The sequence below is a fragment of the Thioalkalivibrio sp. ALJ21 genome, assembly GCF_000378605.1.
In the GTDB taxonomy this organism is placed as follows: domain Bacteria; phylum Pseudomonadota; class Gammaproteobacteria; order Ectothiorhodospirales; family Ectothiorhodospiraceae; genus Thioalkalivibrio.
In genome coordinates, this window is record NZ_KB905155.1 from 707031 (window position 1) to 719860 (window position 12830).

Sequence of the window (12830 nt, forward strand, 5' to 3'; positions counted from 1 at the left end):
TCAGTCGCGGCGGAAGTCGTCGTGGCAGGCCTGGCAGGACTGCCCCAGGTTACGGAAGCGAATCGGGAGTTCGTCGTCGTCACCGGCTTCAACCGCGGCATGCAATGCCTCGGCCGCATCCTTGGTGTCCTGAGAAAGCTCCTGGAACCGGTCCCAGTCGTCCCAGATCTCCTCTTTGGCATCGGTATCGGGGAAATCACTGCCTTCCGGGAACAGTGCCGGGATGTCCGCGGTGAGATCCACCAGATGCCTGGTGTGCATCTCGAGGTTGTCGCCAAACTCGGCGCCGTCGACAACGACTGCGGCGATAGAGCCGACGTTGCCGCCGATGGACCGCATCACGCCCTGACGGTAGTCAATAGTGGCCTCGTGCTCGTCAAAGGCATGTACGGAATGCACAGCGCCCAGACCCAGCGCAAGGGTCCCGGCAACGGAAGCCGCAGTCAGAAAACGAAGGGGTTTTTTCATAGGTTGTCCTCCCTGTTCAAGGAACATCGTAAAGTGCCGCGCAACCGCTGCGGCCTGCCACGTGCAGCCTTCAATATAGATGTCCAGCCGGCGTTCGCGCCATCCGCGTCTTCACGTCCCTCTCACGCCAGCCTCTCGACATTGACCCCATAAACTAGCGGGTGTTCCCCGAGGCATCCTTCGAGCGTGTCGCGATACAATCCGGTGCTCATCCATCCGCCCGGACACCGATGCCTGCCACCGACGAACTGGCCCTGCGCCAGGCGATTATCGAAACCGCGCTCGAGACCAACCGCCGTGGTCTGAATCAGGGCACCTCGGGGAACGTCAGCGCGCGCCTGGGCGATGGCATGCTGATTACGCCATCCGGCGTGCCCTACGAAGCCCTGCGCCCGGAGGACCTGGTCGCAGTTGACGCACAGGGACTCTGGCCGGATCACCAGAAGCCTTCCAGCGAGTGGCATTTTCATCGGGCGATCCTCCAGGCGCGCCCGGAGTTGAACGCCGTGGTGCATGTCCACTCGACCTACGCCAGCGTGGTCGCGATTCAGGGGCGTGATATCCCCGCCCTGCACTACATGGTGGCGGCGGCCGGGGGCAATTCGATCCGTTGTGCCCCCTATGCCACGTTTGGCACGGAGCAGCTTTCACGCTATGCGGTGGAGGCCCTGCAGGATCGACTGGCGTGCCTGCTGGCCAACCACGGCATGATTGCGACGGGAGCGGATCTCGCGCGGGCCTTGTGGCTGACCGAAGAGGTCGAACTGCTCGCGCAGCAGTATGTGCTGAGCCTGCAAATTGGCGGCCCGCAGCTGCTCGGCGATGATGAAATGGCGCGCGTGCTGGAAAAATTCCGGGACTACGGGCCGTCCCGGCGCGCGCAGGGCAGCTGAACTACAACCCGCCCAGCGGGCTCGCGGACTCCGGGGCGCCCATCGGCGCAAACTCGTTCAGGTGGCGCGTTTGCTGGTAGTGACCCAGGGCCCAGGAGACCGAAGGAAATGCCAGCTCCCCGGGCAGATCATTGAAGTCGAACAGCGCGACCTCCTCGGACTCTGGTCCGGGGGCAACATCGTCGCCCAGCAGTTCGGCACGGTAGATCATCTGGACTTGTCCGATATGCGGCAGACTGTAGACCGCGAGCAGGCGATCGATACGCAGCCGGGCGCGCGCCTCCTCCCAGGCCTCCCGCTCGGCGCCCTGCTCGGTCGACTCGCCAAGCTCCATGTATCCTGCGGGCAGCGTCCAGTGACCTTTGCGCGGTTCGATCGCCCGGCGGCACAACAGGACCCGCTCTTCCCATGTGGCGACCACGCCGACCACAATCCGCGGGTTCTCGTAGTCCACGAAGCCACAGTGATCGCAGATCTTGCGTTCGCGGTCATCATTTTCGGGCACAGCCCGGTGAAATTCGGGACGGGGGATGCTGACGTCACGGGACATGGTATACGGTCGCTTTGCGGGTCCATGACCACGCGCCGGAACGCGAGACCCGGGCGATGGTCTTTTCTGAGAGACACTGCCAATGCAGCACGCTTAATGCACCAAACGCCGCCAGGGGGCAGCGATGACACAGGGAACACGCTTCACCGTGGGTGAGCTGGTCCACCATACCAAGTTCGGCTACCGCGGTGTGATTGTCGAGGTCGATCCGGTCTACTCCGGCTCGGACGAATGGTACGAGACCGTGGCCAGGAGCCGTCCCCCCAAGGACCGGCCGTGGTACCACGTGCTGGTGGATGGATACTCGCACAGCACGTATGTGGCCGAACGCCACCTGGAACCGGATACCTCCGGCCAGCAGATCGACCATCCAGCGCTGGGCCAGTTCTTCGATCACTTCCTCAACGGGCGCTACTGCCGGGGAAGCAATTCTCGCACCCACTAGTCCGCCCGCTCGCGGGCCGGACAACGGACAGGACGACTCGATGACCCAGGACAATCGACGCAGCCGCGTCGTCACCGAAGGTCCACGCCGCACCCCCAACCGCGCCATGCTCAGGGCGGTGGGCTTCGGGGACGACGACTTCCAGCGCCCCATCGTTGGCATTGCCAACGCCCACAGCACAATCACTCCCTGCAACATGGGGATCGGGGCACTGGCCGAACGCGCGGAATCAGCCGTACGCGCCTCGGGCGGCATGCCACAGACCTTCGGTACCATCACCATCTCCGATGGCATCTCGATGGGCACACCAGGCATGAAGTACTCCCTGGTGTCGCGCGAGGTGATCGCCGATGCGATCGAGACGGTCGTCAACGGCCAGAGTCTGGACGGGCTGCTGGCCACCGGCGGCTGCGACAAGAACATGCCCGGCGCCATGATGGCGATCGCACGGCTCAACGTACCCGCGATCTTCGTCTACGGAGGCACGATCAAGCCGGGACGCTACAAGGACCAGGACCTGACGATCGTCAGTGCGTTCGAGGCCGTCGGACAGCATGGGGCGGGAAAGCTGTCGGATGAAGACCTGGCCGGCGTGGAGCGCAATGCCTGCCCGGGAGCCGGCTCCTGTGGCGGCATGTTCACAGCCAATACCATGTCCAGCGCCTTCGAGGCGATGGGCATGAGCCTGCCGGGCTCGTCGACCCAGGCGGCCGAGGATCCGGAAAAGGCCGACTCCGCCGCCCGTTCCGCCGAGGTCCTCCTGGAGGCGATCCATGCCGACCGCAAGCCACGCGACATCCTCACGCGCGAGGCCTTCGAGAACGCCCTGGCCGTGGTTATGGCCGTCGGGGGATCGACCAATGCCGTGCTCCACCTGCTCGCCATTGCCCACTGTGCCAACGTGCCGTTGACGCTCGATGATGTCGAAAACATCCGTCGCCGCACCCCGGTCCTGTGCGACCTGAAGCCTTCCGGCCGGCACGTGACCACGGAATTTCATGCGGTGGGAGGCACACCGCAGGTCATGAAGATTCTGCTGAACGGCGGACTTTTGCACGGCGACTGCCTGACCATTACCGGCCAGACCCTCAGCGAGGTCCTGGCAGACATTCCCGATGCACCACCATCGAACCAGGCCATCATCCGCCCGCTGGATGCCCCCCTGTACCCGCAGGGCCACCTGGCGATCCTGAAGGGCAATCTGGCGCCGGAAGGCAGCGTGGCCAAGATCACCGGGCTCAAGTCCACTTCAATCCGCGGGCCCGCGCGCGTTTTCGAATCCGAGGAGGAGTGCCTGGACGCCATCCTGGCGGGTGGTATTCAGGCTGGAGACGTCATCGTGGTCCGTCACGAGGGACCTCGTGGGGGGCCCGGTATGCGCGAGATGCTCGCCCCAACGGCGGCAATCATCGGTGCCGGTCTCGGCGATTCGGTTGCCCTGATTACCGACGGTCGCTTCTCCGGGGGCACCTACGGTCTCGTCGTCGGACATGTCGCGCCCGAGGCGGCACAAGGTGGACCCATTGCCCTTGTGCGCGAGGGCGACATCATCGAGGTCGATGCCGACCGCAATCGCCTCGCGCTCGAGATACCGGAGGACGAACTGGCGCGTCGCCGCAGTGCCTGGCAGCCCCCCCCGCCGCGCTTTGATCGGGGTGTGCTCGGGAAGTACAGCCGTCAGGTCGGATCCGCCAGTCGCGGTGCCGTCACCGACGACTTTCGCTGACCGCGGCCCCGATGACGCACCCGGACCCGCGCCACCCCGATTTCAGCATGATGCCTCCAGTGATCGGCTTTTTGCTGATCACCAACGTGGCACTCTTTCTCGCTCTGCCCTGGCTGGGCGGCTGGCTGATGACCCATTTCGCCCTGTGGCCTATCGGCACGCCCTCGATGATCCTGCAGGACGGGCAATGGCTACGCGTGCCGGACTTCCAGCTCTGGCAGCTGTTGACCTACGGATTCCTGCACGGTGGCCTGGTTCACCTCTCGGTGAACATGTTTGCTGTCTGGATGCTGGGGGTGCAGATCGAGAACGCCTGGGGTTCGAGGACCTTCGGCCTGTACTTTCTGATCTGCGTGATCGGTGCCGGGCTGGTGCAACTCATGGTCACTGCCTACGGGGACAATGGGATGGTCTATCCCACTGTTGGGGCGTCCGGCGGCGTGTTCGGGGTCTTGCTGGCGTTCGGGATGATGTTCCCCAACCAGCGGCTTTATCTGTTCTTCCTCCCGATACCGATCAAGGCAAAGTACTTTGTCATCGCCTATGGGGCGCTGGAACTCTACCTGGGGATCTCCGGCACCCTCGCCGGTATCGCGCATTTCGCACATCTGGGGGGGATGGCATTTGGCTTCCTGGCCATCCAGTACTGGCGCGGCAGACTCCCGATCCGCCCGCGCCAGCGAAGATTCTGGTGGTGAGGTTTCAGGAGGCGCTGGCGCGGGATTTCAGATAGTTGCCAAAGTCGTCCTTCAGCTCCGGGTGCATCAGCGCAAACTCCACAGTCGCCTCCAGATAGCCCAGTTTGCTTCCGCAGTCGAAGCGACGACCCTCGAAATTCAAGGCAGTTACGCGCTCTTCCTGAAGTAACTTCGCAATTGCGTCGGTCAGCTGGATCTCGCCCCCAGCCCCGGGCTCCTGCTTCGCCAGCAGCTCGAAGATGCGCGGGGTCAGGATATAGCGGCCCACGACCGCCACATTGGAGGGCGCGTCCGCTGGCTGCGGCTTCTCCACAATGCCGCGTACGTCCCAGGTACGTGGGCCGGTTTGCACCGGGTCGATGATGCCGTACTGATGGGTACGGTCCGCCGGCACTTCTTCCACGCCCAGTACGCTGCATCCATGCTCGTTAAAGGCCTCGACCATCTGTTTCGTGGCACCGCCCTGCTCTTCCTCGATCAGGTCGTCCGCCAGGATCACCGCAAAGGGCTCGTTACGTACCACCGGCCGCGCGCAGGCTACCGCGTGTCCCAGACCCAGGGCCTCGGCCTGACGCACGTACACACAGGTCACGTTGGACGGCACGATATTGCGCACCTTTTCCAGCATCTCCGTCTTGCCGCGTTCTTCGAGCTCCGTTTCAAGCTCGTAGGCCTTGTCGAAGTGATCGGGGATGGAACGCTTGTTGCGCCCGGTCACGAACACCAGCGTCTCGATACCCGCACGCACGGCCTCCTCCGCTGCATACTGAATCAGCGGCTTGTCGACGATCGGGAGCATCTCTTTGGGGTTGGCCTTGGTGGCCGGAAGAAAGCGGGTGCCCATGCCCGCGACAGGAAAAACAGCGGTACGGATCGGTGGCGTATTGGGGTTCATCCTGACTCCAGGTGGGAAAAGACGACGGGGATCGGCCCCGTCGTCCTCGATCGGGCTACTCGACCTCGATACGGTCGAGATTCATCTCCACCGTGCGCTCGCCGATGCCGGATACGTCCGTCAGTGCCTGCACCGAGGCAAACGGACCGTGGGCCTCGCGATGCTCGACGATCGCCTCGGCCTTGACCTGGCCGATGTTCTCCAGCGTCGCGAGTTCATCCGCCGATGCCGAGTTCACATTCACCGGCGTCTGCCCGCCTGATGCCGTAACCAGCGCCAGCGGCAACACGCACAAGGCGGCGAAGAACCAGCATTTCACACAGTAGATGGCATTTTTCATGTTAACTGCTCCATGTTGAGTGATAACCGGCGCAACCCTTGCGCCAAGGTCATCCTAACGGGATCAGTGGCTCTGGAAAACCCTCTCCAGGCGATGTGCGAAATCGGTCGCAGCTGCCGCCGGATCGGCCGCCCGGGTAATGGGGCGACCCACCACAATGGCGCTGGCACCGGCCTTGATCGCATCCTCCGGTGTCATCACCCTGCGCTGATCGTCCCCTTCGGCGTCCGGAAGCCGGATTCCGGGGGTCACCAGCATCGGGCCCGAGCCCAGCTCCTCACGCAGCAGACTTGCCTCCTGCGCAGAACACACCAGACCCTCCAGTCCAGCCCGCGCGATGGCCAGATTGCCCAGCAGGCGCACCTGGGCCTCCGGGCTGCGCTGAACGCCAATCTCGCGCAGCGTGTGGGCGTCGCTGGAGGTCAGAACCGTAACTGCCAGAACGGCGGTGTGATCATTGACCTCGCGGACCGCCTCGTGCGCCGCCTGCATCATCTGCAAGCCACCACTGGCGTGCACATTTACCAGCCACACGCCGGTTCGCGCCGCTGCCCGGCAGGCGGCGGCCACTGTGTTGGGGATGTCGTGAAACTTGAGATCGAGGAATACCCGAAAGCCGAGATCGTGCAATCTGCCCAATAAATCGGGCCCGGCCACGACAAACAGCTCGAACCCGACCTTCAGAGCGCACAATGACGGGTCGAGACGCTGCGCCAGCTGGATGGCACTGTCGGCATCGGCAAAGTCGAGTGCCACGATCAGACGCGGGGCTGGGGACTGAACGACGGCTCGCATGGCTCTTCCTGATTGAATGGGTTTCAGCGCGTCCCTTCGCGGACCAGCGCATCTTCAGCCTCTTCGGTAGAGGCATCGAGTTCAAAGTCCAGCCCCCGCAGGGTATCCCATCGGCGACAGCTCGGACATTGCCAGACGTGTGCTCGACCCTGGTAGCCGCAGTTCATGCACTGGTACAGATGCTGGCTGCCGAGTTGATCCGAAAGTGCTTTTTCGAACGCAGCGAACTCCACGCTGTATTCCTGCACCGCGGGAAGAATCTTCATCCAGCGCACGGCCTCGAGCAAGCCCGATGTCGGCACCGGGCGTTGCGAAAGGATCATCCCGAGTTCGGAAAGTGCGGCATCCAGCCGCCCGGTGCGACGGTACAACCGCATCAGTGCGATCCGCGCCACGGTGATCCCGCGGCTGTTCGCTAGATCTTCCAGGGTTTGCTCCAGCTGCCCAAGGCGGTTCTCACCTGGCAACGCCTGATGCAGCCGTTCGAGGCGCGGCACAACCAGGGGCGCCAGCGGCGGCGTGCGGGCCACGGCCTCTCGGCCATATGCAATCGCATCGGCGATGTGGTCTTCGCGCTCTGCGATCTCGGACTTGATCAGCAACGCACGCGACAGCCCCGGGACCAGCTTTTCTGCTTGTGCCGAGCGCTCGGAAGCGGTTGTGCGGTCACCATGTTCCAGCGCGATGGTCGCCAACTCGCAGTGATAATGCGCGATTCGAAGGTGTTCATTCGGCACATTGTGCGATTTCAGTCGCGTGCCGACCTCGATCGCACGCTCCCATTCACGTTGAGTTTCGTACACATGCTGCAGACCCTTCAGGGCCGGCACCGCCTGGTGCGGCGAATCCGCAAGTTCGCGGAAGACCGCCTCGGCCCGATCGAGCACGCCGGCCAGCAGAAAGTCCTGCCCCAGCTCGTTCAGCGCCTGGGCCCGCTGCTCATCCTTCAGAGAAGGACGCGCCACCAGGTTCTGATGGATGCGGATCGCCCGATCGACCTCGCCTCGACGCCGGAACAGACGTCCAAGAATTACATGGGTCTCAAAGGTTTCGTGGTCCACCTCCACCATCTCGATGAACGCCTGCAGGGCATCATCGGTACGGTCGTCCAGAAGATAGCGGACGCCCTCAAGGTAGCGATGAAGGGAGGGTTCCTGATCCCCCTGGTCTTCCGGGTGGAGGCGACGGGCTACCCACCAGCCGCTTGCCGCCGCCACGGGCAACAACAGCCAGAACCAATCGTTGATCACAAGACGCCCCTGGGCCCGGACAACGCCGCCAGGCATACCCATTTCCAAGCCATGCAGCATACGCCACGGAGCGGGCCAGGCCAGCCAATCTTGTCACATCGGGTGATCAAGCAAAGAGCGTTCACAGGAAAAGAAACGGGCCATCCCAACCATACGGTCGATCGATTCTCGGACGGAGCGGAAGACATGGCGCGTCGCTTGTGCCTCAAGGCTAGCCTACACCGGCCGCACTGCGCGCGCGGGCAAATGGGACTCCAGCGCGGGTATGCACAGTGATCTGCATTTCTCTAATAAAAATCTCGCATCGGGGCCGTTCGCATCTGCTCGACCTCGGTCTTCAACGCGCGATTCTCCGCGCGCAGGTCCGCCACCTTCTGGTTCAGTCGGCGGATACGGAGAAGCAGGATTGCGGCCGTAACGACCACACCGACGAGCGCGGAAATGCCCAGCAGGACTACCAGGGGCGCTTGCACGTCGACCCATGGGAGACTCAGGGTCACCTGACCCTCGTTGAACACTACAAGGATACCGATCGCCGAAGAGATCAGGATCAGCAAGGCAAACGCGACTGCGTTGCGGACCTGCTGGCGCCGTCGATCGGACATGCCGATTACTCGTCGACAACCGCGGGGCTATTGACCCGCTCGCGCAGTTCCTTGCCGGGTTTGAAATGCGGGACATGCTTGCCCGGTAGTGCCACCCCTTCCCCCGTCTTGGGATTGCGTCCCAGACGCGGCGGGCGGAAATGCAGGGAGAAGCTGCCGAAGCCACGAATCTCGACCCGCTGGCCATGCGCCAGGGCCTGACTCATCCGTTCCAGCAACGCCTTCACGCACATCTCGACATCCCGTGCGGGCAGGTGAGGCGATTTCTGGGCGAGGCTTTCGATCAATTCCGATTTGGTCATCTGACGCTCGTCACAGACAGAAGAAAGAGATCCGCAATACGCGGATAAAAAACAGTCCACGGCATCCGTACGGACACCGTGGACTTTATTGTGACGGACTTAGTCGTTCTTGCCCATCTGTTCCTTCAGTAGATCGCCCAGGGAGGTCGTCGCGCTACCGCTGGCGGAGTAGTCAGAGACCATCTCGGCCTCTTCGGCGCGGTCCTTGGCCTTGATCGACAGGCTGATTGCACGGGTCTTCTTGTCCACACCCATGAACTTGGCCTCAACCTCTTCGCCGACGTTCAGCACGGTACGCGCATCTTCCACACGGTCCTGGGAGATGTCGGCGGCACGCAGGATGCCGTCGATGCCGTCAGCCAGTTCGATCACCGCGGCCTTGGCGTCCACTTCCTTGACCGTGCCCTTCACAATGCTGCCCTTGGTGTGCTCGGCCACGAAGTTGGAGAACGGATCGCGGTCCAGCTGCTTCAGGCCCAGGGAGATGCGCTCGCGCTCCGGATCCACCGACAGCACCACGGCCTCGACCTCGTCGCCCTTCTTGAAGTTGCGGATCGCCTCTTCACCAGCCTCGTGCCAGGACAGGTCGGACAGATGGATCAGGCCGTCGATGCCGCCGTCCAGACCGACGAACACGCCGAAGTCGGTGATCGACTTGATCTGGCCACGGACCTTCTCGCCACGGTTGTGGTTGGCGGCGAAGTCGTCCCACGGGTTGGACTGGCACTGCTTCATGCCCAGCGAGATGCGGCGGCGCTCTTCGTCCAGGTCCAGGATCATCACCTCGACCTCGTCACCGATGGCCACGACCTTGCCCGGATTGACGTTCTTGTTGGTCCAGTCCATCTCGGACACGTGCACCAGGCCTTCCACACCGTCTTCGATTTCCACGAAGCAGCCGTAGTCGGTGATGTTGGTGACCTTGCCAAAGATACGGGTGCCGGTCGGGTAACGGCGGGTGATGTTCTCCCACGGATCCTCGCCCAGCTGCTTCAGGCCCAGCGAGACACGCATGCGCTCGCGATCGAATTTCAGGACCTTGACCTCGACTTCCTGGCCGATCTCGACCACGTCGGACGGATGCTTCACACGCTTCCAGGCCATGTCGGTGATGTGCAGCAGGCCGTCGATGCCGCCCAGATCCAGGAACGCACCGTAGTCGGTCAGGTTCTTCACGATACCCTTCACGACCGCGCCTTCCTGCAGGTTCTTCAGCAGCTCTTCGCGCTCGGCGCTGTATTCCTGCTCGACCACGGCGCGGCGGGACACGACCACGTTGTTGCGGCGGCGGTCCAGCTTGATGAGCTTGAACTCCAGTTCCTTGCCTTCCAGGTACGCGGTATCGCGCACCGGACGTACATCCACGAGTGAACCGGGCAGGAACGCACGGATGTCTCCCAGCTCGACGGTGTAACCACCCTTGACCTTGCCGGAGATCTTGCCGGTGACGTACTGCTCTTCTTCCATCGCACCTTCAAGACGATCCCAGGCCTTGGCCCGCTTGGCCTTCTCGCGCGACATGCGCGTCTCGCCGAAACCGTCTTCGGGGGTTTCGAGGGCCACTTCGACGACATCGCCGACCTTGACCTCGAGCTCACCCTCGTCGTTCATGAACTGCTCGGTGGGGATGACCCCCTCGGACTTCAGGCCGGCATTGACCACGACCACATCCGGGGTGACCTCAATGACGGTGGCACTGAGGATGGCACCCGGCTGCATCTGGGTGTAGGCCATGCTCTCTTCGAGCAGTTGCGCGAAACTTTCACTCATGGATTTAAAAACCTGTGATTAAACAAATTCTTGCAGCGACTTCCTACAAGAGGGTTTGAACGTTAATGAACCCGCTTCGAGGCTATCCCTCGATTCGGGGGCTTTTTTCCGGGAGTACGTCCCGGAGGCGCTCCAGGATCATGTCCACCACGCTGACGATGTCGAGTTCCGTGGTATCCAGCACCCAGGCATCTTCGGCGGGCTTGAGGGGGGCCACGCTGCGCTCGCGGTCACGGCGGTCGCGCGCCTCCATCTCGTCCTGAAGGGCGGAAAGATTAGCACTAAGTCCTTGTTCCTTCAACTGCATGTAACGCCTGCGTGCCCGCTCCTCCGCAGAGGCCGTCAGGAAGATCTTGAGGTCCGCGTCCGGGAACACCACGGTGCCCATGTCACGCCCGTCCGCGACCAGTCCCGGGGTCTGCGCAAACGCTCGCTGGCGATCCAGCAAGGCCTCGCGCACCGCGGGCAGCGCGGCGACCTGCGAGGCATCGGAACCGGCCTGTTCGGTGCGCAGGAGAACGTCCACTGGCTGCCCCTCGAGCAGGGTTGTCACCCGTGTCGCATCGCCATCGATCTCGAAGCTGACGTCCAGTGCGGTGGCCAGGCGCTCAAGGCCTTCGATGTCCGTCAGCTCCACCCCATGCTGGCGAGCAGCCAGGCCCAGCAGTCGGTACAGGGCCCCACTGTCGAGCAGGTGCCAGCCCATCGCGGCGGCGACACGCATGCATACCGTCCCCTTGCCGGCCCCACCGGGGCCATCGATCGTGAGCACCGGGATCGTTGCTGTCATGCCGCCTCCAGTGCCAGGCCGACGGTTCGGGCGAGATCCACAAAGCCCGGGAACGACGTGGCCACGTTTGCGCAGTCACGGATGCGTATCGGGGCACTGGCCCGCAGCCCTGCCATCGCGAACGACATCGCGATGCGGTGGTCGCCATGGCTGTCGACCTCCCCGCCGGAGAAGCCCTCGCCACCCTGGATGCGAATACCATCGGGCTGCACCGTGCACTGCACGCCCAGCGCCTGAAGGCCATCGGCCATCACCTGGATCCGATCGCTCTCCTTGACCCGCAGCTCTTCCGCGCCGGTCAGGACGGTCTCGCCCTCGGCGCAGGCCGCTGCGACGAAGATGGCCGGGAATTCGTCGATCGCCAGCGGCACCAGCTCGGTCGGAATCTCGATCCCCTTGAGGGGGGCAGCATGCACCTCGATGTCGGCCACCGGTTCACCCCCGGCTTCGCGTTCGTTCTCCACGCGGATATCCGCACCCATCAGGCGCAGGATGTCGATCACACCGGTCCGGGTCGGATTGATGCCGACATGCGCCAGGCGCATCTGCGACCCCGTCGCGATGCTCGCCCCCACCAGGAAGAAGGCGGCCGAGGAGATGTCCGCCGGGACATCCACCGAACTCGCCTGCAGGCGCCCGCCCCCGGTAACACAGGCCTTCGGGCCATCCCGCGTTACCACGCAGCCGAAGCCATTTAGCATGCGCTCGGTATGATCCCGGGTGGGCGCGGGCTCGGTCACACAGGTTTTCCCTTCTGCCCACAGCCCCGCAAGCAGGATCGCGGACTTTACCTGGGCGCTGGCTACCTGCAGCACATGGTCGGTACCCCGCAGGGGCGCTCCCCCCCGTATGCGCAAGGGCGGAGTACCCGCCTCGCTGGTCTCGATCTGCGCCCCCATGCGCGCCAGGGGCTCGGTGACCCGGCGCATCGGGCGACGTGTCAGGGATTCATCGCCGATCAGCTCACTGTCGAAAGCCTGTCCGGCGAGCACCCCGCACAGCAGCCGCATCGCGGTCCCCGAGTTCCCCATGTCCAGCGGGCGATCCGGTGCCTGAAGGCCATGCAGGCCGCGCCCCTGAATCACGACCTCGCCAGGTCCGTTGCGCTCGATCGGCACGCCCATCGCGCGAAAGGCCTCCAGCGTCGCCAGGCAATCGGCCCCTTCGAGAAAGCCGGTGACACGCGTCTCGCCCTCGGCCAGCGCGCCCAGCATGATCGAGCGATGGGAAATGGACTTGTCGCCCGGCACACGGGCGACACCGGAGAGCGTGCCCCCCGGCTGTACGGTAAAGGTGTTCATGT

General features: G+C 63.6%; 15 protein-coding genes. 4 read left to right on the forward strand and 11 right to left on the reverse strand.

Annotated elements, in window-relative coordinates; genetic code table 11:
* Positions 1–468: a cytochrome c gene (locus F579_RS0103295; RefSeq protein WP_019024285.1), complete on the reverse strand. Its 468-nt coding sequence runs from the start codon at positions 466–468 to the stop codon at positions 1–3.
* Between the two features lie 230 nt (positions 469–698).
* Here F579_RS0103295 and F579_RS0103300 point away from each other — a divergent pair, with 230 nt between their 5' ends.
* Positions 699–1361 (forward strand): L-fuculose-phosphate aldolase, encoded by a 663-nt coding sequence (locus F579_RS0103300; protein ID WP_019024284.1) that lies wholly within the window; start codon positions 699–701, stop codon positions 1359–1361.
* Between the two features lies 1 nt (position 1362).
* Here the strand turns inward: F579_RS0103300 and F579_RS0103305 are convergent, their stop codons facing one another.
* Positions 1363–1911 carry an NUDIX hydrolase gene (locus F579_RS0103305; protein WP_019584603.1) on the reverse strand — a complete coding sequence of 183 codons (549 nt, stop codon included), beginning with the start codon at positions 1909–1911 and terminating at the stop codon, positions 1363–1365.
* 124 nt (positions 1912–2035) lie between these two features.
* On the opposite strand from F579_RS0103305, the gene hspQ reads away from it, so the two are divergent.
* From hspQ to F579_RS0103320, 3 genes are read left to right on the forward strand one after another with little or no spacing between them, the layout of a single operon-like run.
* Positions 2036–2356: a heat shock protein HspQ gene (hspQ, locus tag F579_RS0103310; protein ID WP_012982621.1), complete on the forward strand. Its 321-nt coding sequence runs from the start codon at positions 2036–2038 to the stop codon at positions 2354–2356.
* A gap of 40 nt (positions 2357–2396) precedes the next feature.
* Complete coding sequence (gene ilvD, locus F579_RS0103315) at positions 2397–4082, forward strand: dihydroxy-acid dehydratase (RefSeq protein ID WP_019024282.1); 1686 nt, start codon at positions 2397–2399, stop codon at positions 4080–4082.
* Between the two features lie 11 nt (positions 4083–4093).
* Complete coding sequence (locus F579_RS0103320; RefSeq protein WP_019024281.1) at positions 4094–4780, forward strand: rhomboid family intramembrane serine protease; 687 nt, start codon at positions 4094–4096, stop codon at positions 4778–4780.
* Positions 4781–4784: 4 nt separating this feature from the next.
* On the opposite strand, the gene galU is transcribed toward F579_RS0103320, so the two are convergent.
* From galU to aroA, 9 genes are all read right to left on the reverse strand, one after another.
* Positions 4785–5675, reverse strand: coding sequence for a UTP--glucose-1-phosphate uridylyltransferase GalU (gene galU, locus F579_RS0103325; RefSeq protein ID WP_019025576.1), 891 nt, complete (start codon positions 5673–5675; stop codon positions 4785–4787).
* 55 nt (positions 5676–5730) lie between these two features.
* Positions 5731–6015: a ComEA family DNA-binding protein gene (locus F579_RS0103330; protein WP_019024279.1), complete on the reverse strand. Its 285-nt coding sequence runs from the start codon at positions 6013–6015 to the stop codon at positions 5731–5733.
* A 63-nt stretch (positions 6016–6078) separates the two neighbouring features.
* Positions 6079–6810, reverse strand: coding sequence for an orotidine-5'-phosphate decarboxylase (gene pyrF, locus F579_RS0103335; RefSeq protein ID WP_019024278.1), 732 nt, complete (start codon positions 6808–6810; stop codon positions 6079–6081).
* 23 nt (positions 6811–6833) lie between these two features.
* The gene (locus F579_RS0103340) at positions 6834–8060 is read right to left on the reverse strand and encodes a tetratricopeptide repeat protein (RefSeq protein ID WP_019024277.1); all 1227 of its coding nucleotides are present in this window, start codon (positions 8058–8060) and stop codon (positions 6834–6836) included.
* 287 nt (positions 8061–8347) lie between these two features.
* Positions 8348–8665, reverse strand: a complete 318-nt coding sequence (locus F579_RS0103345) for a lipopolysaccharide assembly protein LapA domain-containing protein (RefSeq protein ID WP_012982613.1) — start codon at positions 8663–8665, stop codon at positions 8348–8350.
* Positions 8666–8670: 5 nt separating this feature from the next.
* Positions 8671–9027: an integration host factor subunit beta gene (locus F579_RS0103350; RefSeq protein ID WP_255349418.1), complete on the reverse strand. Its 357-nt coding sequence runs from the start codon at positions 9025–9027 to the stop codon at positions 8671–8673.
* A 39-nt stretch (positions 9028–9066) separates the two neighbouring features.
* Positions 9067–10737, reverse strand: a complete 1671-nt coding sequence (rpsA, locus tag F579_RS0103355) for a 30S ribosomal protein S1 (protein ID WP_012982611.1) — start codon at positions 10735–10737, stop codon at positions 9067–9069.
* Between the two features lie 82 nt (positions 10738–10819).
* Positions 10820–11527, reverse strand: a complete 708-nt coding sequence (gene cmk / locus F579_RS0103360) for a (d)CMP kinase (RefSeq protein ID WP_019024276.1) — start codon at positions 11525–11527, stop codon at positions 10820–10822.
* Entirely contained in the window at positions 11524–12828 is a 1305-nt protein-coding gene (gene aroA, locus F579_RS0103365) for a 3-phosphoshikimate 1-carboxyvinyltransferase (RefSeq protein WP_019024275.1), read from the reverse strand. The genes cmk and aroA overlap by 4 nt, the downstream gene beginning before the upstream one ends.
* Positions 12829–12830: the final 2 nt, after the last annotated feature.

Coding starts and splice junctions, on each gene's coding strand:
- F579_RS0103295 (WP_019024285.1), bottom strand. CDS start 468: ATGAAAAAACCCCTTCGTTTTCTGACTGCGGCTTCCGTTGCCGGGACC.
- pyrF (WP_019024278.1), bottom strand. CDS start 6,810: ATGCGAGCCGTCGTTCAGTCCCCAGCCCCGCGTCTGATCGTGGCACTC.
- cmk (WP_019024276.1), bottom strand. CDS start 11,527: ATGACAGCAACGATCCCGGTGCTCACGATCGATGGCCCCGGTGGGGCC.
- aroA (WP_019024275.1), bottom strand. CDS start 12,828: ATGAACACCTTTACCGTACAGCCGGGGGGCACGCTCTCCGGTGTCGCC.
- F579_RS0103305 (WP_019584603.1), bottom strand. CDS start 1,911: ATGTCCCGTGACGTCAGCATCCCCCGTCCCGAATTTCACCGGGCTGTG.
- F579_RS0103330 (WP_019024279.1), bottom strand. CDS start 6,015: ATGAAAAATGCCATCTACTGTGTGAAATGCTGGTTCTTCGCCGCCTTG.
- ilvD (WP_019024282.1), top strand. CDS start 2,397: ATGACCCAGGACAATCGACGCAGCCGCGTCGTCACCGAAGGTCCACGC.
- rpsA (WP_012982611.1), bottom strand. CDS start 10,737: ATGAGTGAAAGTTTCGCGCAACTGCTCGAAGAGAGCATGGCCTACACC.
- hspQ (WP_012982621.1), top strand. CDS start 2,036: ATGACACAGGGAACACGCTTCACCGTGGGTGAGCTGGTCCACCATACC.
- F579_RS0103320 (WP_019024281.1), top strand. CDS start 4,094: ATGACGCACCCGGACCCGCGCCACCCCGATTTCAGCATGATGCCTCCA.
- F579_RS0103345 (WP_012982613.1), bottom strand. CDS start 8,665: ATGTCCGATCGACGGCGCCAGCAGGTCCGCAACGCAGTCGCGTTTGCC.
- F579_RS0103300 (WP_019024284.1), top strand. CDS start 699: ATGCCTGCCACCGACGAACTGGCCCTGCGCCAGGCGATTATCGAAACC.
- galU (WP_019025576.1), bottom strand. CDS start 5,675: ATGAACCCCAATACGCCACCGATCCGTACCGCTGTTTTTCCTGTCGCG.